The sequence below is a fragment of the Bacillus sp. ISL-45 genome, assembly GCF_018613195.1.
In the GTDB taxonomy this organism is placed as follows: Bacteria; Bacillota; Bacilli; order Bacillales; family Cytobacillaceae; genus Mesobacillus.
Genome location: NZ_JAGGQQ010000006.1, coordinates 281,067 through 299,596 on the forward strand (window position 1 = coordinate 281,067; position 18,530 = coordinate 299,596).

Below are 18,530 nucleotides of genomic sequence, written 5' to 3' on the forward strand. Positions count from 1 at the left end.
CAGCAGTACTGTTTTCCCTTAGTTTTTTTGAGAGGGTAGCTAGAACCTCTTCCGTAAAAACGGAATATGTAATTTTAACTTTCTCATTTTATCACATATTTTATAAAAAGAAAGCCTGTATTATTCCATCACTTTTTTGATTTTACCAGATCCTGATGCCTGAACCTTAGTGCTGACCATTTTTCGTCCATGGAGACATTGCTGACAGCTCTATAGTCAGATATATCTTGGACCAGCCTGAATAATGCGTCGCGGTTAATATCAGTTTTAACTTTTGAACTTTTCTTTGGGAAGGCAATCCAGAATACAGCATCCTCTTTCAATCCAGAAACAGCCTTCGGAAACCATTCCCTAACTTCCTGACTGTTGTTGGAAAATAATAGCATAAATTCATTTTTGTCTGATTCATCGCCAATATCTTCAATTAATGACTCGTATTCTTTCGGTGCGTTCATCACCCTGGCTGTCCCCTGTTTGTATCGTAATTTTTTTAATAATTCATCCATGGCAACCACCCTGATATTTAGTATTTGATTCATTTTCCAAATGGTGTAAACAGCTAAACCAACGTTATCTATAGCTTATTACATGATATTTTGAATGGTCAAGTTCCCCCATAAGGGCATCTTGCTCATTCGCAAATTTTTTAAAGGAATAAAATGATTACAAGCACCTATTGTTTTCATACTAAATAAAGGAGGATACAGATGGATAATGGAGCTTACTTTTCTGGAAGCCGGGATTTTTTAGGACAGGATTCTCTTGAAATCCAAGATTATGATCATCCGGAATGCCAAAGTCATGAATCAGCATTTTCCTGTGGCTCATCTGCAGAATTCCCATCAATGGATGAGCAGCTGGAATCAAGCTCTGATTATGGATATTGCCATAGCTACAAGGATGATTGTAACCCGGTTATTTTCGACCGTCGTTATAATTTCGCCGATCGCGAGTTATGCAGCAGGCATTTCAGCGTACGCTTGGGTGGTTTGCGTAATAAGATGGCAGCAGTTTTGCGAAGATATATCGGATGCAAAGTTATTATTGGGACCGAGTGTGACAGCAAGTTTAAAAAAATCAGTGGCAAGATTTCCTTTGTTGGAAATGATTTTGTCGAGATAGTCATCCTTAAAAATCCCGAGGGCAAACAAAAGCACTCGAAAAAGAAATACAGGATGATACCATTTGACACAATAAACTGGTTTGAAAGGGATCAAGGATCATAGAGACAACGCCTGAGCAAATGCTCAGGCGTTTCTGATTGTGATCAGGATTTTTTCAGATAACAGAAGGATGTTAAGGGTATTCCTTTAACCTGCCCATCCTGGCTGACTAGATGGATGTTGCCGTTTTCAATGCACTTTAATAAACCAATTTCCTTTTTCGAATTATAATAAACCGATACTTTTTCATCAGCAAATGTTTTAAGGTACATGGATAACTTGATCCTGAAGAAAATCTGGACTAATTCATGATCATCAGCAACTGTTTCTCCAAATTTGAATGTCAGGTCCCTGCGGAAACATGGATCAATATCAGCCAAAGGCAGTTTGTGAACAGGAGGTTGATATCGCTTCTTAGTCAAAACCAGGCAAACACTTTTGAAAGGGATTAAAAAGGTCTTTCGGTTCTTTTGGAGCTGGACAAAATCTCTGCCAACTAATTTTACGAATCCTTCCAGGTAATTTTTGCTCAGTTTCTTCTTTTTGTATCTATGCTTAGGCTTCAATTTATGCTTATTGGCCAGCCTCTTCTTTTTGTAATGTTTTGTCTTCTTAGTCTTCTTGTTTAATATTTCCTCGATTGTCTCTTCCGGACTGGTGTCTGCATTGTTCTCATCTGGATTTGAACAGCTTATTTTGATTTTCACCATCTCCCCTGCCAAGCCATCGAATAATATCCTGCGGCCAAATTCAAGCTGCTCGTTTGATAGTCCGAGATCCAATAGCATGCGATTGGCTCCATCGATTTTTTCCTCTAGTTCATGCAGCCGCCCTGCAGGCAAACAAGATGTTGGCGAAGGAATTTTGGGAGTTTCGATTTGACCGGGACAACCGTCCTGAAAGCAAAAATCGTCTTCCGGATTGTTTGCTGAGGAGGAACTGCTTTCCGTCATCTCCTGGCTTGAAGACTCCTCATCTGGAATTTCAATTTTATGCCTTTTCTTCATTGTCCCACTCCCCTTCCACTTCCTCTAGCCGCGGCAGGTTTTCCTTCGAATCCTTATGAACCCGGAAGATTCCCCACATTCCCAATTCTATGTCCCAGCGGATATTACCGGACCGGTACAAGTAATCCCCTGGGAAATTGAAAACTCCTCCTGCTCCTCCAATCAAGCGCAAATCATCAGTATGGCCCGTAACCATATGGCCTAAAAATGACTGAATCCGTGAATCAAGATCCTTGCTGTCGAATTTCCAATAATGTCCGTGAAGGTGGAATGTATGAGCTCTTCGCCTTTCTGCTGGAGTGGTAATCCGTATCACCACTGGCTCACCAGGATATGCTTCAAATACAGGTGTTGCTGGGTCCCCAAAAATTTCTGATGAAAAAAGCTCGTGCATTACCGGGTGTTCCTTATATCGATTGATGAGCCTTTCACTCCGGTAGTTAAAACCCCTTGATCCATAATCGTACGTATCGACTTCTTCAAGCTCTTCAGTATAAGGTACAACCCCATCCATCGGATCAATAATCACTTTTCCAGCTTTGTCCTCCAGCCTTACACCATCATGTAAAATGAGGACAAATTCTCTGGTTGCAGGAAGCAAGGGGTGGCGAAGAATCACATTTTCCGCTGTAATTACTTTTTCCAGGCTGTATGGATCCAGGTAGGTTGTAAACCTGGATTCGGCAATGAACGCACCGAAGGTACCAAACGACCGGTGATTTCTCAAATCGGCCATGTCCCACATCGAACACATTCCGAACTGGCCATCGACAAACCATCTATAAGTAATCGTTTCCCCTGGACCGACTGTCTGGTCAGGGTTGTAACCAACTGTATCTCCACTGGAAGTCTTAACGTCATAATTCAGCAGGCTTGTATGGAGTGATATTCTTAGAGAAGGAGGATAGTATGATTGTTCTTTTACCGGCGGGTACGGATGAATCCCATCTTGAAATGGAAAAAGTTCTTTCTTTAGCTCACTTGTCAGTGTTACCTCTACAAGGTCCCCAACATTTGCCCTCAGGATAAGTGGCACTGGGTTCTTTTTGCCAGAAATAATATCTTCTACATCCTCTTTTAAAGCAAAAATAATTCCAAATGGATCATGATCGCCATAAGAGTTATATTGGATTGGTGTCTGGAAGGCGACTACCTCGAATTTCTTGACAGGTGAGCCATGGTAAGCCCCTGGCGGCAGACTGGCAAGAGGATTTGCTTTTTCAGGCGGTTTGCCCGTTGGCTTTGGAGTTTCAGCCGATCCTTCCGGCAGCGCTTCTCGGTCAGCTAAGACGATTAAATCTTCCATTCTATCCTTATACGCACGGATCAATCCCCATGTACCAAGCCAAACATCTTCCTCATCCTCAAAGGCCCAAAGATAATCACCGGATACAGGAATCTCAGTCTCAAAAGTAAAGGACTCAGAAATTCCGATATGCTGCTGCGCTTTCATGGATGATCCCAAATCCGGGCGCTCTTCTTTCCATCTCAGCCCATGGATATTGAAACTGTGGGATTCTTCATGTGCTCCCTGCAATAGCCTGATCCTGATCGGGTCGCCTTGATATGCCCTCAGTATCGGGGTAACAGGATCACCGTGAACATAGGAACTGAAGGAATAAGCAGGATCACAATCCTCACCTAGCCTGAACTTTAAGGGTTCACATTTAAAATTGACTCCAAAGACACCTGGATCGTCCTCCGATCCTGGATATCTTGGCGGCTGGATTGGGCGGCCGTTTTTATCGAATAAAAGGGCAAAATCATGGACGAAAAGTGTCTGGTCACGATAATCCGGTATTAACGGGTGTTCGACAGAAATCTGGGTTCCATGGTCCACCTCGTCACCAGTTCTCGAATCAAGGAATTTTGAAAACCTCGGCTGTATCACGCCTGCCCCGAAAACTCCATGCTGCTGATGGGAGTTAGCAAATAAATGGTCATGGAAGAAAAATGCTTTTAATTCGGTTTCCGCATACCATTCATAACGAATGGTTTGGCCAGGAAGAACCCCACTATCATAATTCCACCCAACATTACCACCATCGCATGCAAGAACATCAAATTTTACAAAGTGAATGTGAAAACCATTTTCATACGTCCTGGTCACCAGCTGGAATGCATCACCATCGAGAATATGGGGCATACGATTTGTATAGTTCATCCTTATACATGTACCAGCAGGAACATGGAAGACTAACGGCTCAGGCTCTTTTTTTCCCGAAAGGATATCATCAAGGTCTTCGTCCATCACATAAAATCTTGCCTTCGGGTCATGCCAGCCCTGTCTGTTATAAACGACAGGCATTTCAATAGCAGAGACATTGAATTCGACTACCACTGGGTCCTGTTCTAGGCATGGGTCAACAAAAACTGCTCCCGGACGTGGATTTTCAATCGCTGCATTCCGTTCCAGTTCAGTCATCTCCCGCCCCCCGACAATGCCCAGAGGCGGCCTGGGTGCTTTATAGCCTACTTTTCCTGGAATGAAATTAGGGAATCCTGGTTTTTCAGGAGTTGGCTTTGGTGGTGCCGTACGGTCTGGCAACGGCTTTAGGGCATTAATTCTAACACCATTTGGATAACACTGGCTTCCATCCTGCAGAGTATCAAAAACCCTGTTGATTCCCCACATGCCTATGCCGAAGTGGGGATACAGATGGCAATGGATGATAGAATCTCCAATGGCACCATGCAGGCTGCCGAGTCCATAAAGCGGCTGAATCGAATAGTGGGTTTGAGGGCTTATCGATTGAGCATCGAGTATTTCAGCATTAATATTGCTCGAATCCCCGAGCCATTGATGGACATGGTAGTGAAAAACATGAGTTTCTTTTACCCCGCCGTGGATCAATCTGATGACTGCAGGGTCCCCCACATATCCTCTTAATATCGGAGTTGCAGGATCACCAAAAACCCATGAATCATGGTGGACTTCTTCTGAATCACAATCAGGGCAAACTACTCCCGCTTCCATCAGCCTTTTACGGTTTGTCATAGGTTCATAGCGAAGATTCACTCCATGAAAGGATTCTGCTTCCTGGTTTGTCATTGGGTTCAAAGGATGGTCCCCTGTAAGATCCCTAATTTCCATTTCGTCATTGAAAAACCAGGCGTACTCCCTGAATGATGGCAGAAAAGGATGGTGTATGTCTGCAAAAACACCACTGTTGATTGGGCCTCCCGTTACAGGATCGGTCCAGGCTGAGCCCCTTTTTTGGACAAGCAGCGCCCCGAATAATCCCTGGACACTTGATCCTTGTTCGGTGCTTGAAATATTTCCAAGGTCGGTGAAGAAGCAGATACCTTCCTGACTTGCATTAAGCCTGTAAAGAATTTGTCCACCCGGTTTTACCGTTGTATCCGGGTTGTAGCCTGCATCCGCTCCATCGGAAGTCAACACATTGTAATCCGCTTCCTGGAAGTGCATCCCTGCTGAAAAAGGAAGCTGGTTTTCAAAAAGTATTTCGACTATATCTCCCTCGTTTGCCCGAATAGCCAACGGTTGAACAAGATCAATTGGCTTATAAGGATTCTTTCGTACGAGGTCTTTAAGCTTTGACTCATTTTCCTTCAAGACATATATTCTGCCACTAGGATTGTGGTCCCCGAACGTATTAACTACTATCCTCGTGGAAATTCCGACAACATGATATTTTCGAAACATCTATTTCCCCCCTTCATAGGAATCTAATAGTCTTCAAGCTTCGGTATTTTAGGTGCTCCAGGCCTTTCAATATAGAAAACTTCAATATTATGAATGTGAATGCACCATTCGCGGTTTTCTAATTGAGCAAAGTGAGTGGTCTCCACATCGATCATAACCGTATCACCTATCAATTCCTTGATTATGCCAACGAACATGTATGGATAGGATGGAGAAATCACAAGCGTTTTGTGGCCAATTCCATTTCTGAAGTGTTCCAAAATGGCTGAGTCATGGATTTCATTTACATTTGTCATCTGTGAATAATCTGTGGACATAAGAAACAACGCCTCCATTACTTGAATGTTTAAACTAACGGAATTCTCATCGAACAATCGACGTCTGTCGTGAAATGGGCAATTTTTTCAAAAGGAATGGATAACGGAATTGGGAACTTATGAAACGGTGCATTCAAAATTTTGATTGTTATGGGAGAAAGAGTTAAATGTCCAGGTTCAACTTCAGCTACATTTCCGCAAAAAATCGGTCTGAAGGTTTGCCCTAATATGTTTAGTTGTGATGATTCCGTAATAATCAGGATCTGTTTGCCCATATGCTTGTTAAAGAAATCAAATAATGGGTCATTGACACTACCGACGCTAGAAGCAGCCGATAATGATTTTAATGGCCAGTCATGCATGTTTTGTCACCCTTTCTCGTAAATAGGACTTCTGCAATTAATGTCTTAACGAAAGGCTGTTTTCGTAAAGATTGTTGTTAAAATCCTAAAGCCGATTTTAACGTGATGTAAAGTCATTTTGTATGTCGGTACTAAGTTTGCATGCTCTTTTCTCATAATAAGCGTTAATTTTGTAAAGAAACTTAGGTAATACAATCCTATTTTGTAGTCAATAGCAACAAAGTTTGAGAAAAGAGCCTAACGAAAAAATACTCTTGATCATGTTCTTTCCCATCAAAAGGATCTGGATTAAAAGGCGGGCAGAACGAATATGTGTTACATCCGTTAAGGCAATTTCCCTTTCTGAGCCAAAAGATTGTAATAAAATACTATCTTCAGTAACAGAAGCGATCTTCCCCATTACGATTTCATCAGGCAAAACTACCTTAACCCACACTCCTTGCCATCTATGAAGGTTGCCTTTCAATGACTCTTCGAAAAATTGCTGTATTAAGACCTCTCGATTGGCAACTGTTTCACCAAAATTCGTAGTCAGTTTTCGTTTTAAGTCATTATCATAAATGAAATTTTGATGGGCATTTTCATATGTCGGCACTCCGGATGGAGAATTTGCTGATAATATCGTTTTATACGGGATCCAAATCCGATCCTTTAAGTTCGTCAATATGACAAAATCTCTTCCGATGGCATTCACCTTACCGGAGATTTCCTGTGTGTTATCTTGGTGGTCAATATAGACTATTACTTCCTGATTCCGCCTCATCTTAAAAAACTTCTTTAAAATCAATGGTTTTTTAAATTCAGGAACGGCATTCGCAAGTGTTTGCAGGTTTTTTTGCTCCAGGTAATCGGAAATGATTTTATTCTCCTCAAGCGGTGTGGCACTAGGCGGGGAAGTTATTTCAATTCCGACTTCATGAATCGGATCTACCTGCCTGACTTCCTTCCTTCTGTCCTCTAACAAATATTTCAAATAATCCGAATGGCGTATACCTTTTCTCAACGAATTGCCCCCTTTCGCAGAAAAGCGCAAGCGTCTTGGTAAGCCCCGACAGCGCTGGAGGACCGACCGGTGAAGTCGTTCTTTGACTTCATTTGGGCGGACACCGAAGCGACTCGAGGGGCTAGGCGCTGGAGTTAGACACTAATCTAAATGCGAACATTTAATACCTTCTTATAAATGAACAAATTTCCCCACTATCATATGAGGCAAATATCATAAATGTCATTGCAATTGACAAAAAATTCAAACACCACAAATTTTGTTGTGAATACATTGAACAGTAGAGGTGATATGTCTTGCCGGAATGGATTGTGATTTTTTACCCAATTAATTTCTTGTCCGCATACGTTCTATATATCTATCTATACAATCGAAGAAAACAAATCGGTTTTCACTTAGGGATGAATATAACCATGGTGGCAGCTGGAGGTTTGGCTCTCGGAACAGGGATAATTTTTATCAACATGTATCCTTTTTACTTTTTGGAAGCGACCATGTTTTCAGTAATCATAGGGGGTATTTCAGGAATATTGTTTGGCAACCTCTTTGACTATCAAACTTTATTGTCTGGTTATATAACTGGGCTTATGATGGGAATCATGGCGCCTATGGTTGGAGCTTCCGCATATGAAGGTGTAAATTTTTTAATCATGATCGAGATTTTCATCATCAGCTCTTTTTGCATAGCGGCCTCCTCGGCCTACAAGACCTGATTCAGTAATCTGGAGGGGGTGTCTTATGCAGTTATTATTAATCTCCATAACTATCATCAATTTTTCAATTGGAGCCTGGCTATATTATGTACTTCGTAAATCGAGATTTCTGTTTAGTGACAGGTTTGGATATACAGCCTCTTATTTTGCCAGCAGCATACTGGGACTGGTTGCTTCACTAAATTTCATGCTGCTATTCCCTAACCATTTCGGAGTTGTTGGGGTGCTTAACATTTTACTTGGTATCACGATCGGTTTTTTATATGGCTCAATGTTTAATGCGCAATCATTGATTGCAGGAATTTATAACGGGGGCATAAGCGCAATAATGGGAACGATGCTTGGATTGGTGGTAAAAAATCCAGCTATTTGCGGTCTTCCTGGTACCATTGCCTCCGAACAAGAAATGATAATCTTCTTTGCCCTTTTCAGTCTGTGTATCCAGGGAATATCTGCTCTATTGCTCCAATTTTCTTTCAAAGTATGAACAGTTAATGTCATTTTAAGGGACTTAATGTGGCCTTAACGGGAGCAAATCTCTCTTGATCGTCACATTAATGAGCTTAACGTGACCTAACGGGAGCACTTCGCTATTTTTGGACACATTAAAGAACTCAAACAGGCCCTTCGCTGAATGGAAACCCGGAGTAAAGGACAAAAGCAGCCTCATTCGGGCTGCTTTTTTTTACTTTATTGAAAAGCCGTCAAATAACCTTCCCCCAAAGGGTTCTAAAATCTGTTCGGCCAAATCTGCGACCATATTTTTATTACCTGTACTGTAATAATGGGAAAAAGCTTCTACAAATTGTTCAGTGAATACGGGGTCATAATGATGTAATTCTCTCACCAGCCATTTCGATTTTCCTACCCACCGCTTGTTTGCTCTTAACACAAATTCCTGCAGCTGTTGCGCCAGCGTGCCTGCAATGAAGATTTCCTCTGCCTTGTTGCCAGATCCAATGAAATCATCAAGCGTATCTGTAATGAAATACCGTTTTACCTCGATTTCTTTCTTAGACCACTCCTCTGGTCCCAGCTCGATTAACCTTTTTGCTTCATCAATTATTTCCGGCAGAAATTCGCTTTCCCTAATAACCTTACCTTCTGAAACCATTCTCGGTAAGCTTGGCCTTGCTCTTTTTATATCACTTTCAAAAAAAAGCTTATAGGACTGTAAATTATGGATGAAAACCTCGATCGGCCACCCATATGCTATTAATGACTCCCTGCGGGGTGATGAAATATCCTTATCGAATATCACGATATCCAAATCAGATGTAACAGTTGCTTCTCCCCTGGTTACACTCCCGGCCAGCAGTGCTGCATCACAGTCCGGGAACCGCTCCTCCACAAACTTTTGCGCTGCTTCAAAAGCTGATAATCTAGTATGCATGTACATGTACAAAATCCTCCATTAACTATTCATAAGGTTATTATTAGTGATAACAAAAAATTTGTCGACAACATTGCGAATGTTTTATAAGACAACTCTAGTGGTATCCTACAGTATAAAAGTAGTTGAATCAGGAGGATATACTTATGCCATTTTCATTAAATAAATTGTTTATACCTGCAGGATTGGCAGTTTTGCTCATTACTGGCTGCAACAACGATGAGGCAGAGCAAGGAGTGAAGGAACTTGAAGAGGAAACAAAGAACGCTGCCCAGGAAACCGAGGAAAAATCAAAAGAGGTTGTGGATAAGGTAAAAGAAGAGACTCCGGGAATTATCCAAAACATGAAGGACACATATAAAGAAAGCGAACAAGAAGTTAAAGATAATACACTTCAGGCTGGGGATAGGGCAACTGTACAAAAAGATGCCTACCTCGCACTTACACCGGAAGCATATGATGAGCTTTATCAATTGATTGAAATTAACGACGTAGAAGGTGTAGACAAGATCGTTCAGGATAATAAAGTGAAAGAAATCAATAAAGGCAGTGAAGCAGAAATCTTAGAAAGAGAGATTAGACGAACTAAAGTAAAGATGACAGATTCCGGTGAGGAAGGATACCTTCCCACTACCATGCTGGAACCTGTCCAATAACCAGATTAAGACCCTGAATTTTGTTCAGGGTCTTATTATAGGTACTATTATTTTCCCGTAAAAGTATCAGGCATCACAACAGCGATTACTTCCCCTTTAGCGCAAAAAGTTTCCCCTGCATATACTTCTGTTTCAACTCGGTATTTCTTTGGATGGATTTCATGTACGGTTCCTATTGCTTTTAAGGCTGTTCCTTGAGGAGTTGGCTTCATAAAATCCACATGCAAGGATGCTGTGACAAATCTTGGCGGTTCTGCTCCGTCACCTGGTTCATATCCATTTTTACGATGCAGGTAGAGTGCAGCTGAACCAGTACCGTGACAATCCACAAAAGAGCCAATCACACCGCCATAGACAAACCCTGGCAGTGCCATATGTTCTTTTTGGGGATTGTAAATTGATATTGTCTTGTCACCATCCCAGCCTGTCCGAAAATGATGTCCCTGCTCGTTCATCCTCCCACACCCATAACACCATGCAAAATCCTCCGGGTATTCATCCTGGATGGCTTTCAACACTTTTTCTTCCATTGTGCTTCCCCCTTGTCAATCCGAATCTATAATACTTTCTTCAATTGTTGTTTGAATTCCTTTAAAAAATTTGATTTCCATTTGGGTGAATACAATGGATATATTCGTGCAACCTAGTTTTGTTCAAAACGTTCAAATGATAAGATTGATGTAAATTCTCTTAGGGGTGATGGAATGAAGTACAGACGCTTAGGCAATACAAATCTTGATATATCTGTAATTGGTATCGGAACCTGGCAGTACGGCGGTGAATGGGGAAAGGATTTCAGACAATATGAGGTCGATGCGATCCTGGATAAAGCTAATGAAAAAGGAATCAACTTCCTCGATACAGCCGAATGTTATGGGGACCATTTATCGGAAAGCCTTATTGGAGATTACCTTAGACGGGGCAATCGCGAGGACTGGATTGTGGCAACAAAATTCGGCCATCATTTCCATGGTAATTTTGAAAGGACACGTCACTGGAGTGCAAATGATGTATTGCAACAGCTCGATTCCTCACTAAAAGCTCTAAAAACAGATTACATAGACTTATATCAGGCCCATTCATGTACAGATGAAGAATTCAACAACGACGAGTTATGGACAATGCTCGATAAGCAAGTGGAAAAAGGAAAAATCCGCAGCCTCGGGATCTCACTGCGATCGAATGAAGAAAGTTATCAAACGGATCACGCAACTGACGTAAACGCATGTGCCATTCAGGTTGTATACAATCGCCTTGACCGGAAGCCAGAAGAACACATCTTCCCTTCAAGCCAAAATCAAAATCTCGGGGTACTAGCAAGGGTGCCCCTGGCAAGCGGATATTTGAGCGGTAAATATAAACCAGGTGCGTCCTTCAGCGCCGACGATGTTCGCTCAAAACATGACAGCGAGGAAACAGCGAGATTACTCAAACAGGTTGAAGAGATACAAAAAAACGAAGTCCCGGAAAATGTTTCAATGGCTACCTGGGCATTATCCTGGGTCTTAAAACACCCTGCAATAACTGCCGTCATTCCAGGCTGCAAGACACCAGAACAAGTGGAACTCAATGCAAAAGCAGCACAACTGGCCGAGGGTCACCATCCTCAGAGTATAAAATAGATAATTTTTGCCCCGGCAATTACCGGGGCATTTAAAGTTGAACGATTAAATATCAATTATTCAATCTATAAACTAAAAATCTCTCATTTGGGTTATTTTCCGGCAGGTTCATTTCACTTACAAGTACAAACGGAGTCTGATTCTCCAAATAAAATATATAATCTTCAGATGGATAATATAGAATGAGGTCAATCTCCCTTTGATGTTTTTCAAAAGAAATCATAATGTTCTTTATTACTCTCATTAGGATTTGAACCGTAAAAGGGTTAAAGAAATAGAACTTGTTTTCATAAGGGAAAATATCGTATTCCTCTGCCAACACACAATAAAAGTTGATCCTATCTCCCTTGTTTCGAAAGGACTTTAAGTAACTCTGTTTGTTTTCGAGGGCTTCCATGTAGAATGTTGCATTCATTTCAATACCCGTGACATTGGTATTAAAATGATGATTCAGATAAAAATTCAAACGCCCTTTTCCACATCCAAAATCAACTACATGATCATGACGGCTCAATTTGTATTCATTGAAAAATAACTCAAGAGCACTATAGGGAGTGGGTTCATACCGATGATAGTGCAAAGAAGTCAAGAATCCTTTTTGTTCACCAATTGTTCTGACATTCAGCAATTTATCAAATTGTGTTTCATTCATAATGATCGAACTCCATTCATTAACAGTTCGTGTAAAATCATATTCCATGCTCTTGGCTTAGTGATCGGAAATGATTTGCGAGACCATTTCTCTATGGCAGTCCCCATGTAAATGCTTGTAACTCTTTCATTTCCCCACCTCTTTAGGTAAAATTACCGTGTTGTGCTTTCAGCATACATAAGATTATTTTAACTTATTCAATTCAACATAACTATTATTATGAGGGGAATCGGAGCAAGGATGTTTTCTAAAAAAATGAACAGAAATAGAGCTGTGGTGGTAGGTGGCAGCATTGCTGGCAAGCTGGCTGCAAGAGTGCTTTCTGAGTTTTTCAAGGAAGTGATAGTAATTGAAAAAGATAAAAAAAATGATCATGTCATCAATAGAAATGGAGTTCCGCAGGATGAGCAGGGACATGTATTGCTGAAAAGCGGCGAAGCGATTTAGTAACCGATGCATCAGGTGCTGCCGCACTCCATAACCAATGGCTAAGGGACTCAGGTTACGGCATTCCAGCCAAAACAGAAATCAGGGTGAATTTATTTTATGCTAGCATGGCTTTTAAGGAACTCTCTCATGTATCAATGGATTGGCATAGTCTGCTCGCCTACCCTAATCCACCGGTAACTGATTGTGGAGGTATGATTTCTCCCGTTGAAGGAAATCGTTCGTTAGTTACCCTGATTGGATACGGATCGAAGGAAATTCCTAAAGATATAGACAGTTTTAAGGAATATGCAGAGAAACTTGAACAACCTGAATTGTATGAAGCAATTACAAATGCAGTACCACTCTCCGGGAAAGTAAAAGTCTACCGATTTCCTGCCCTGCGCCGGTATCACTTTGAGAAAATGAAAGACAGCCCCTCTGGATTGCTGGTGATTGGATATGCTTTTTGCCGGATTGATCCTGTTTTTGCACAGGGGATGAGCCTTGCTGCAATGGAAGCCAAGGCATTAAGGGGTCTATTAATGAAGGGGTTAAACAAGAAACAGTTAGCAAATACCTATCATAAAAATGTAAGCAAGATTATCGAAATACCTTGGCTAATCGCTATATCAGAAGACTTTCGTTTTCAGACAACGACCGGAAGAAAACCAATAGGCCTTCCGATATTGCAATGGATATGTAAAAAAAGTTGTGGCGGCTTGCTCACATGAAGAAAATGTTTACTCCCAGTTCATCCAGGTCCTTCATCTAAAAGCACATCCAATCAGCCTGGCCCGTCCCAGTATTCTTGCTAAAGTACTTAAATCTTCTGATTGATCAAAAAAATCAAACCCCCAAACAGCTAATGTTCGGGGTGTTTTTATTTGTCCCAAATACGTATCATCGCTACTTCCGGCAGATGCTTGAATAATTTCCCAAGCTGAAATTGTCCTTTTAAATCATAATGTGTGTTAGGCTCTAGATAGTGGGAACTTAATTCGGGCGATCGACTTTTCTTAGTCACCCCCTTTTTGAAAGGAGTGCGGGAAATGGAGAAAATCAATGTTTTCCTGGATGATTACCGTAAACCCCCAGAAGGTTATGTTTTGGTAGAAACTATTGATGAATGTCTATTCTTCCTAAATAATTATGATATTGATCATCTGTCACTGGATCATGATCTAACCAGCCATGTAAGAAATGGCTTAATGCTTGTCAAGATTATGATCAATAAACAACTTTATGCCAAACGGATCACGATTCACTCTGCAAATTCTACTGGCGGCAAGGCTATGTATCATTCTTTAAAACAAGCTCAACTTGACTACCTTATGCCTCAGTCTATTAATATTCATTTACGTCCTATGCCCTTACGTCCTTTTACTTCTCGAATGCTATCGATTTATAATAAATAAATTGCCCATCTGAATAATTTATCTTTAAATCACGGGAATCTGGGTAAGCTCAGGAGATGTCTCCTTCTGGCAGCAGAATTTATATACTGGGATCGAGCGCCTTTTCTACAGCCCCATGTGCATGTATTAAAGTGGTGTCAAACATTGGAATTGTTGTATCCTCCTGCTTTATCAATAGGCCGATCTCTGTACAGCCCAGAATGATTCCTTCTGCCCCTTCTGCAGCGAGGCCCTCAATAACCCTCTTAAAGGAATCCTTTGAGGAAGGCAAAATCGTTCCAAGACATAATTCATGGAAAATCGTTTTATTAATTAGGTCCCGATCCTTTTCGTCCGGGATCAGCACCTCAATATTTTCTGATTGTATTCTTGATTTGTAGAAATCCTGCTCCATCGTGTACTTGGTCCCAAGCAAGCCTACTTTTTTAATCCCGAGCTTTTTGATTTGTGCTGCAGTCTCCTCTGCTATATGAAGAATTGGCAGGCTTGTCTTCTGTGATATTTGGTCAATCACTTTATGCATCGTATTGGTGCATATCACGATAAAGTCCGCTCCTGCCTTTTCCAGTGAATAAGCCGCTTCGCCTAATATCTCCCCCGCGTCATCCCACCTGCCCTCTGTTTGGCATCTTTCGATTTCATTAAAATCAACACTGAAAAGAATAATTTTGGCAGAATGCAAACCTCCAAGCCGCCGCTTTACTTCCTCATTGAATATCCGGTAATACTCAGCTGATGATTCCCAGCTCATACCGCCGATCATTCCAATCGTTTTTATATTGATCACTCCTTTAATTTTATTTTTCCCGTTATGCTAAGAGTGCCATGAACATATGAAAAAGACATTATAAATATGAAGTTTTTTAAAAGAGACAGAAATAATAAAAAGACTATAAACAAATTCCAATCAGAAAAGTTTGTTTACAGTCTAAAGGTATTTCCCTTTAATGTCTAAAATTAAAATCTGCCTTTATACCAGTCCCTGGCAGCCTCTACCTCACTTAGTGTCAATTGATGTCCGCTGCTCTCCCAATGCATTTCTATATTGGCATTGGCGGTAGACAATAGGATATTCAGTTCCTCTGACTCATGAGCGGAGCAAATTGGATCATTTTTGCCGGCAGCTAAAAACACCTCTGTACCTGACAAATTTGGCAGCTCAATCCCTCTTCTCGGCACCATAGGGTGGTGAAGGATTGCTCCTCTAAGGGCATTCTTATAATGGAAAAGCAGACTGGCAGCAATATTGGCACCATTTGAATAACCAATCGAAACAATGTTATCGCGGTCAAAATCATATTTTTCCGATGCTTCAGCCAAAAACTCATGCAACTCCTGCGTACGGAATATCAAGTCCTTTTCATCGAATATCCCTTCAGCAAGCCTCCTGAAAAAACGCGGCATCCCATTTTCTAGGATATTCCCACGAACACTCAACACAGATGCTTCCGGGTCAATCATATTCGCCAAAGGGAGCAGGTCATTTTCATTTCCACCTGTTCCGTGCAGCAATAATAAAGTTGGTTTGGATGTATTACTTCCTCTTTTATAAATATGTTTCATATCAACTCTCCTTACATTTTAATATGGCCAAAAGTCACTAAAGTGTACATTACTATATATCTAACTCGTTTACTTCAATTGGAACTAATGACTTTTCAAGCTCTGGACGATTTGTCTCATATTTTGGTGGAAGCATGAGCCTTTCACCCATCCTATCATGAGGTTCATCAATGGCAAAGCCTGGAGGGTCAGTGGCTATTTCGAATAGAATTTCGCCGTGCTCCCTGAAATAAATAGCATTGAAATAATTCCTGTCCTGGACTGGTGTTACTCTATAACCATGTACCTCTAAATGCTCTTTCCAAACAAGCTGATCTTTATCGTCAGCAGCTCTCCAGGCAATATGGTGTACTGTCCCGATTCCCATCAATCCACGGACGCCCGTACTTGATTTTAAGTCAATGATATTCCCGAATTCTCCTGTGGATTTAAACCTGATGAAGTCCTCTTCTTCACTTACACGTTCAAAGCCCATTACATCTTCAAGCAATGTTGCTGTTTGCTGCGGATTGGAAGAAAAAAGTACAGCGCCTCCAAACCCCTTAATCGCTTCATTTCTTGAAACTCCGTTAAACTCCCAGGTATTCACGTGTGCGCCATCGCGTTCTACAAGCTCCAGCTTTAGACCGTGCGGATCCTCGAATCGCAAGTATTGTTCGCCAAAACGGTCCATTTTTACCCAATCAATACCGAAGGCCGTCAACCTTTTTTCCCAAAAGCCAAAAGCTCCTGAAGGCACTATATAGGTGGTGATTCCAACCTGACCATCGCCAATTCTCCCTTTATATGAACCTGACCATGGAAAGAATGTCATGATGGTTCCTGGTGTTCCATGCTCATTTCCAAAATATAAGTGATAGGTCTCAGGGTCATCGAAATTCACTGTTTTCTTCACTAAACGCAGGCCCAGTATACTCGCATAAAAATCAACATTTTCTTGTGGATTCCCTACAATTGCTGAAATATGATGGATGCCGGCAGTCATTTTCTTCATTGTGTTGTACACCAGCCTTTCTGTTAACCGCTTATGCTGACAAAATATCTCGAATTCAAGATAATTGTATAAATTAAAAGTGCTTATGTCAAGAATCTGAGATTAAGCAAGCTTGCCATACGATACAGATTTTACTTTGGTTATCTATACGATTGAAGCAAATAATACAAAAGGGTGAAGTCTATCTGCTTGAAATAGTATCAAAAGATAAAATATAGGCGCTTACCGTAACAGCAATGACAATCAGGACAGCCGCAAGCCAAAAATTGACCTCAAAAAATAATATCGTTCCCAATATGGAAATCCACATCAGGCTAAGACTTAACACCTTATTTTTTAAGGTAATTCCGTTTTTCTCCCGAAAATCCTTTATATAACCGCCTAACCATTTATTTCTGATTAGCTTTTGGTAAAGTTCGTCTGACGCCTTTACATAACATGCTGCACCAAGCAGGATCAACGGTGTGGTCGGCAAGAGAGGAACCACGATTCCGATCACTCCCGCGATTATTGAAAGTGTCCCTATGATGATAAATATAGCCTTTACTGCGATGTTCACCGTGTATCCCCCTAGAGTTTTTTCATTAAGCATTATACAAGATGTTGTCTACTCAAACTGGCTGACAGGAATTCCAGCCTCTATATAACTTCTGATAAGCTTCCATCCAAAGTCATACGTAAATGTCTGAAAAAAGAGATTACTAGTCTCCATGCTTTTCCCGTCGAGGACCAGCCTGGCAAGGATAATTGCCATTACCTCATGCTCCCTAATCTTTATGCTGTCTATAACTGTTAGGTCCCAGCTTCCCTTATTTCCTATGACAAAATTAAAACCCTGCTCCCAGCCTCTGATCGATTCATCATACCCAAAATCAGATATTTTACCATTTGTAATTTCCCTTGCCTGGTATTCACCAGAAATCATCATCTGTAATTCTGGCAAGGAAGAATTTTTCCAAACATCTAGATATTCATCAAGAAAACGATTAAATGTCTCTTCCATTTCCATCCCCCTTTAACAACAATGACAAATTATCCTATAATATTATGATGAAAGCAATACCTCCGATTGCAAAGAACTAAAAAAGCTGCTCCCCGGGGAACAGCAGAATTATTTAAGAGTTATGGAATGTCTAGTATAGTAATGGCTATACCTATAGAAAAATTCCACAATCGTCTCTCTTCCTTCGACGGTAATGGTGTAAATAGTTTTGGTAGACTCCGACTTTTTATCGAAGTCAATTCCATGTTCTACAGCATATTCTTCTATATACGACTCGATTTCTTTCTTCTTAATAGTATTAGGAGTTTCCGAGCGGAATTGATGCTTTTTTTGTACAAAAGCATCAATATATGAACCTATTTCATGTTTGCTTGTACTCATATTAATATGATCATTCCCTTCCAATCATTTTATCCAATAATTGGCAATAAAAAAAGTCAGAAAAGGATTAATCCACGTTAATCCTTTTCTGACTTATGGTTTGGTTCTATGCCCATCCATTGCTATCAGATTTATATATTTAGTTATTCATTATAAAATACGTTCTGGTTCCGAATAAGCAAGGTTAAGA

At 40.8% G+C, this 18,530-nt stretch carries 22 protein-coding genes and 1 riboswitch; of the genes, 8 read left to right on the top strand and 14 right to left on the bottom strand.

Annotated features, from left to right (window positions below):
- Nucleotides 1-12: 12 nt before the first annotated feature.
- A riboswitch (PreQ1 riboswitch) is annotated at nucleotides 13-55 on the bottom strand.
- 73 nt (nucleotides 56-128) lie between these two features.
- Nucleotides 129-539, bottom strand: coding sequence for a hypothetical protein (locus tag J7E35_RS09605; RefSeq protein ID WP_251040858.1), 411 nt, complete (start codon nucleotides 537-539; stop codon nucleotides 129-131).
- Nucleotides 540-707: 168 nt separating this feature from the next.
- Between J7E35_RS09605 and J7E35_RS09610 the strand changes: the two genes are divergently transcribed.
- Nucleotides 708-1,226 carry a hypothetical protein gene (locus J7E35_RS09610; RefSeq protein WP_214779207.1) on the top strand — a complete coding sequence of 173 codons (519 nt, stop codon included), beginning with the start codon at nucleotides 708-710 and terminating at the stop codon, nucleotides 1,224-1,226.
- A gap of 41 nt (nucleotides 1,227-1,267) precedes the next feature.
- On the opposite strand, the gene J7E35_RS09615 is transcribed toward J7E35_RS09610, so the two are convergent.
- The 5 genes from J7E35_RS09615 to J7E35_RS09635 all read right to left on the bottom strand — a co-directional run bounded on the left by J7E35_RS09615 (nucleotide 1,268) and on the right by J7E35_RS09635 (nucleotide 7,519).
- Entirely contained in the window at nucleotides 1,268-2,170 is a 903-nt protein-coding gene (locus tag J7E35_RS09615; RefSeq protein WP_214779209.1) for a hypothetical protein, read from the bottom strand.
- Entirely contained in the window at nucleotides 2,154-5,837 is a 3,684-nt protein-coding gene (locus tag J7E35_RS09620) for a multicopper oxidase domain-containing protein (protein ID WP_214779211.1), read from the bottom strand. The genes J7E35_RS09615 and J7E35_RS09620 overlap by 17 nt, the downstream gene beginning before the upstream one ends.
- Before the next feature lie 23 nt (nucleotides 5,838-5,860).
- Complete coding sequence (locus tag J7E35_RS09625) at nucleotides 5,861-6,154, bottom strand: hypothetical protein (protein ID WP_214779213.1); 294 nt, start codon at nucleotides 6,152-6,154, stop codon at nucleotides 5,861-5,863.
- A gap of 29 nt (nucleotides 6,155-6,183) precedes the next feature.
- Nucleotides 6,184-6,516 (bottom strand): hypothetical protein, encoded by a 333-nt coding sequence (locus tag J7E35_RS09630; RefSeq protein WP_251009600.1) that lies wholly within the window; start codon nucleotides 6,514-6,516, stop codon nucleotides 6,184-6,186.
- 208 nt (nucleotides 6,517-6,724) lie between these two features.
- Nucleotides 6,725-7,519, bottom strand: a complete 795-nt coding sequence (locus J7E35_RS09635) for a hypothetical protein (protein ID WP_214779215.1) — start codon at nucleotides 7,517-7,519, stop codon at nucleotides 6,725-6,727.
- Between the two features lie 296 nt (nucleotides 7,520-7,815).
- Here J7E35_RS09635 and J7E35_RS09640 point away from each other — a divergent pair, with 296 nt between their 5' ends.
- Together J7E35_RS09640 and J7E35_RS09645 are read left to right on the top strand one after the other, a co-directional pair.
- Nucleotides 7,816-8,232, top strand: a complete 417-nt coding sequence (locus J7E35_RS09640) for a hypothetical protein (protein ID WP_251009599.1) — start codon at nucleotides 7,816-7,818, stop codon at nucleotides 8,230-8,232.
- Nucleotides 8,233-8,257: 25 nt separating this feature from the next.
- Nucleotides 8,258-8,719 (top strand): hypothetical protein, encoded by a 462-nt coding sequence (locus J7E35_RS09645; RefSeq protein WP_214779217.1) that lies wholly within the window; start codon nucleotides 8,258-8,260, stop codon nucleotides 8,717-8,719.
- Between the two features lie 198 nt (nucleotides 8,720-8,917).
- Here the strand turns inward: J7E35_RS09645 and J7E35_RS09650 are convergent, their stop codons facing one another.
- A complete protein-coding gene (locus J7E35_RS09650) occupies nucleotides 8,918-9,631 on the bottom strand; it encodes a nucleotidyltransferase domain-containing protein (protein ID WP_353050007.1) in 714 nt (237 codons plus the stop codon).
- A gap of 140 nt (nucleotides 9,632-9,771) precedes the next feature.
- Here J7E35_RS09650 and J7E35_RS09655 point away from each other — a divergent pair, with 140 nt between their 5' ends.
- Nucleotides 9,772-10,281: a hypothetical protein gene (locus tag J7E35_RS09655; protein ID WP_214779220.1), complete on the top strand. Its 510-nt coding sequence runs from the start codon at nucleotides 9,772-9,774 to the stop codon at nucleotides 10,279-10,281.
- Between the two features lie 47 nt (nucleotides 10,282-10,328).
- On the opposite strand, the gene J7E35_RS09660 is transcribed toward J7E35_RS09655, so the two are convergent.
- Nucleotides 10,329-10,811 carry a PaaI family thioesterase gene (locus J7E35_RS09660; RefSeq protein ID WP_214779222.1) on the bottom strand — a complete coding sequence of 161 codons (483 nt, stop codon included), beginning with the start codon at nucleotides 10,809-10,811 and terminating at the stop codon, nucleotides 10,329-10,331.
- Nucleotides 10,812-10,985: 174 nt separating this feature from the next.
- Here J7E35_RS09660 and J7E35_RS09665 point away from each other — a divergent pair, with 174 nt between their 5' ends.
- Entirely contained in the window at nucleotides 10,986-11,903 is a 918-nt protein-coding gene (locus J7E35_RS09665; RefSeq protein WP_214779224.1) for an aldo/keto reductase, read from the top strand.
- Between the two features lie 52 nt (nucleotides 11,904-11,955).
- On the opposite strand, the gene J7E35_RS09670 is transcribed toward J7E35_RS09665, so the two are convergent.
- Nucleotides 11,956-12,555 carry a methyltransferase gene (locus tag J7E35_RS09670; protein ID WP_214779226.1) on the bottom strand — a complete coding sequence of 200 codons (600 nt, stop codon included), beginning with the start codon at nucleotides 12,553-12,555 and terminating at the stop codon, nucleotides 11,956-11,958.
- A gap of 255 nt (nucleotides 12,556-12,810) precedes the next feature.
- Between J7E35_RS09670 and J7E35_RS09675 the strand changes: the two genes are divergently transcribed.
- From J7E35_RS09675 to J7E35_RS09685, 3 genes are all read left to right on the top strand, one after another.
- Complete coding sequence (locus J7E35_RS09675) at nucleotides 12,811-13,002, top strand: hypothetical protein (protein ID WP_214779228.1); 192 nt, start codon at nucleotides 12,811-12,813, stop codon at nucleotides 13,000-13,002.
- Nucleotides 13,003-13,109: 107 nt separating this feature from the next.
- Complete coding sequence (locus J7E35_RS09680; RefSeq protein WP_214779231.1) at nucleotides 13,110-13,715, top strand: hypothetical protein; 606 nt, start codon at nucleotides 13,110-13,112, stop codon at nucleotides 13,713-13,715.
- 318 nt (nucleotides 13,716-14,033) lie between these two features.
- Nucleotides 14,034-14,399 (top strand): cyclic-phosphate processing receiver domain-containing protein, encoded by a 366-nt coding sequence (locus J7E35_RS09685; protein WP_214779233.1) that lies wholly within the window; start codon nucleotides 14,034-14,036, stop codon nucleotides 14,397-14,399.
- A gap of 79 nt (nucleotides 14,400-14,478) precedes the next feature.
- Here the strand turns inward: J7E35_RS09685 and J7E35_RS09690 are convergent, their stop codons facing one another.
- The 5 genes from J7E35_RS09690 to J7E35_RS09710 all read right to left on the bottom strand — a co-directional run bounded on the left by J7E35_RS09690 (nucleotide 14,479) and on the right by J7E35_RS09710 (nucleotide 17,959).
- Nucleotides 14,479-15,177, bottom strand: coding sequence for an aspartate/glutamate racemase family protein (locus J7E35_RS09690; RefSeq protein WP_214779371.1), 699 nt, complete (start codon nucleotides 15,175-15,177; stop codon nucleotides 14,479-14,481).
- 179 nt (nucleotides 15,178-15,356) lie between these two features.
- Complete coding sequence (locus tag J7E35_RS09695; RefSeq protein ID WP_214779235.1) at nucleotides 15,357-15,962, bottom strand: alpha/beta hydrolase; 606 nt, start codon at nucleotides 15,960-15,962, stop codon at nucleotides 15,357-15,359.
- 52 nt (nucleotides 15,963-16,014) lie between these two features.
- Entirely contained in the window at nucleotides 16,015-16,956 is a 942-nt protein-coding gene (locus tag J7E35_RS09700) for a ring-cleaving dioxygenase (protein WP_214779236.1), read from the bottom strand.
- Nucleotides 16,957-17,137: 181 nt separating this feature from the next.
- The gene (locus tag J7E35_RS09705; RefSeq protein WP_353050352.1) at nucleotides 17,138-17,515 is read right to left on the bottom strand and encodes a YbaN family protein; all 378 of its coding nucleotides are present in this window, start codon (nucleotides 17,513-17,515) and stop codon (nucleotides 17,138-17,140) included.
- Between the two features lie 48 nt (nucleotides 17,516-17,563).
- Nucleotides 17,564-17,959, bottom strand: coding sequence for a flavoprotein (locus J7E35_RS09710; RefSeq protein WP_214779238.1), 396 nt, complete (start codon nucleotides 17,957-17,959; stop codon nucleotides 17,564-17,566).
- Nucleotides 17,960-18,530 lie beyond the last annotated feature (571 nt).

Coding starts and splice junctions, on each gene's coding strand:
- J7E35_RS09645 (WP_214779217.1), top strand. CDS start 8,258: ATGCAGTTATTATTAATCTCCATAACTATCATCAATTTTTCAATTGGA.
- J7E35_RS09625 (WP_214779213.1), bottom strand. CDS start 6,154: ATGTCCACAGATTATTCACAGATGACAAATGTAAATGAAATCCATGAC.
- J7E35_RS09680 (WP_214779231.1), top strand. CDS start 13,110: ATGGCTTTTAAGGAACTCTCTCATGTATCAATGGATTGGCATAGTCTG.
- J7E35_RS09685 (WP_214779233.1), top strand. CDS start 14,034: ATGGAGAAAATCAATGTTTTCCTGGATGATTACCGTAAACCCCCAGAA.
- J7E35_RS09615 (WP_214779209.1), bottom strand. CDS start 2,170: ATGAAGAAAAGGCATAAAATTGAAATTCCAGATGAGGAGTCTTCAAGC.
- J7E35_RS09655 (WP_214779220.1), top strand. CDS start 9,772: ATGCCATTTTCATTAAATAAATTGTTTATACCTGCAGGATTGGCAGTT.
- J7E35_RS09675 (WP_214779228.1), top strand. CDS start 12,811: ATGAACAGAAATAGAGCTGTGGTGGTAGGTGGCAGCATTGCTGGCAAG.
- J7E35_RS09610 (WP_214779207.1), top strand. CDS start 708: ATGGATAATGGAGCTTACTTTTCTGGAAGCCGGGATTTTTTAGGACAG.
- J7E35_RS09660 (WP_214779222.1), bottom strand. CDS start 10,811: ATGGAAGAAAAAGTGTTGAAAGCCATCCAGGATGAATACCCGGAGGAT.
- J7E35_RS09700 (WP_214779236.1), bottom strand. CDS start 16,956: ATGAAGAAAATGACTGCCGGCATCCATCATATTTCAGCAATTGTAGGG.
- J7E35_RS09630 (WP_251009600.1), bottom strand. CDS start 6,516: ATGCATGACTGGCCATTAAAATCATTATCGGCTGCTTCTAGCGTCGGT.
- J7E35_RS09620 (WP_214779211.1), bottom strand. CDS start 5,837: ATGTTTCGAAAATATCATGTTGTCGGAATTTCCACGAGGATAGTAGTT.
- J7E35_RS09605 (WP_251040858.1), bottom strand. CDS start 539: ATGAATCAAATACTAAATATCAGGGTGGTTGCCATGGATGAATTATTA.
- J7E35_RS09665 (WP_214779224.1), top strand. CDS start 10,986: ATGAAGTACAGACGCTTAGGCAATACAAATCTTGATATATCTGTAATT.
- J7E35_RS09670 (WP_214779226.1), bottom strand. CDS start 12,555: ATGAATGAAACACAATTTGATAAATTGCTGAATGTCAGAACAATTGGT.
- J7E35_RS09650 (WP_353050007.1), bottom strand. CDS start 9,631: ATGTACATGCATACTAGATTATCAGCTTTTGAAGCAGCGCAAAAGTTT.
- J7E35_RS09695 (WP_214779235.1), bottom strand. CDS start 15,962: ATGAAACATATTTATAAAAGAGGAAGTAATACATCCAAACCAACTTTA.
- J7E35_RS09710 (WP_214779238.1), bottom strand. CDS start 17,959: ATGGAAGAGACATTTAATCGTTTTCTTGATGAATATCTAGATGTTTGG.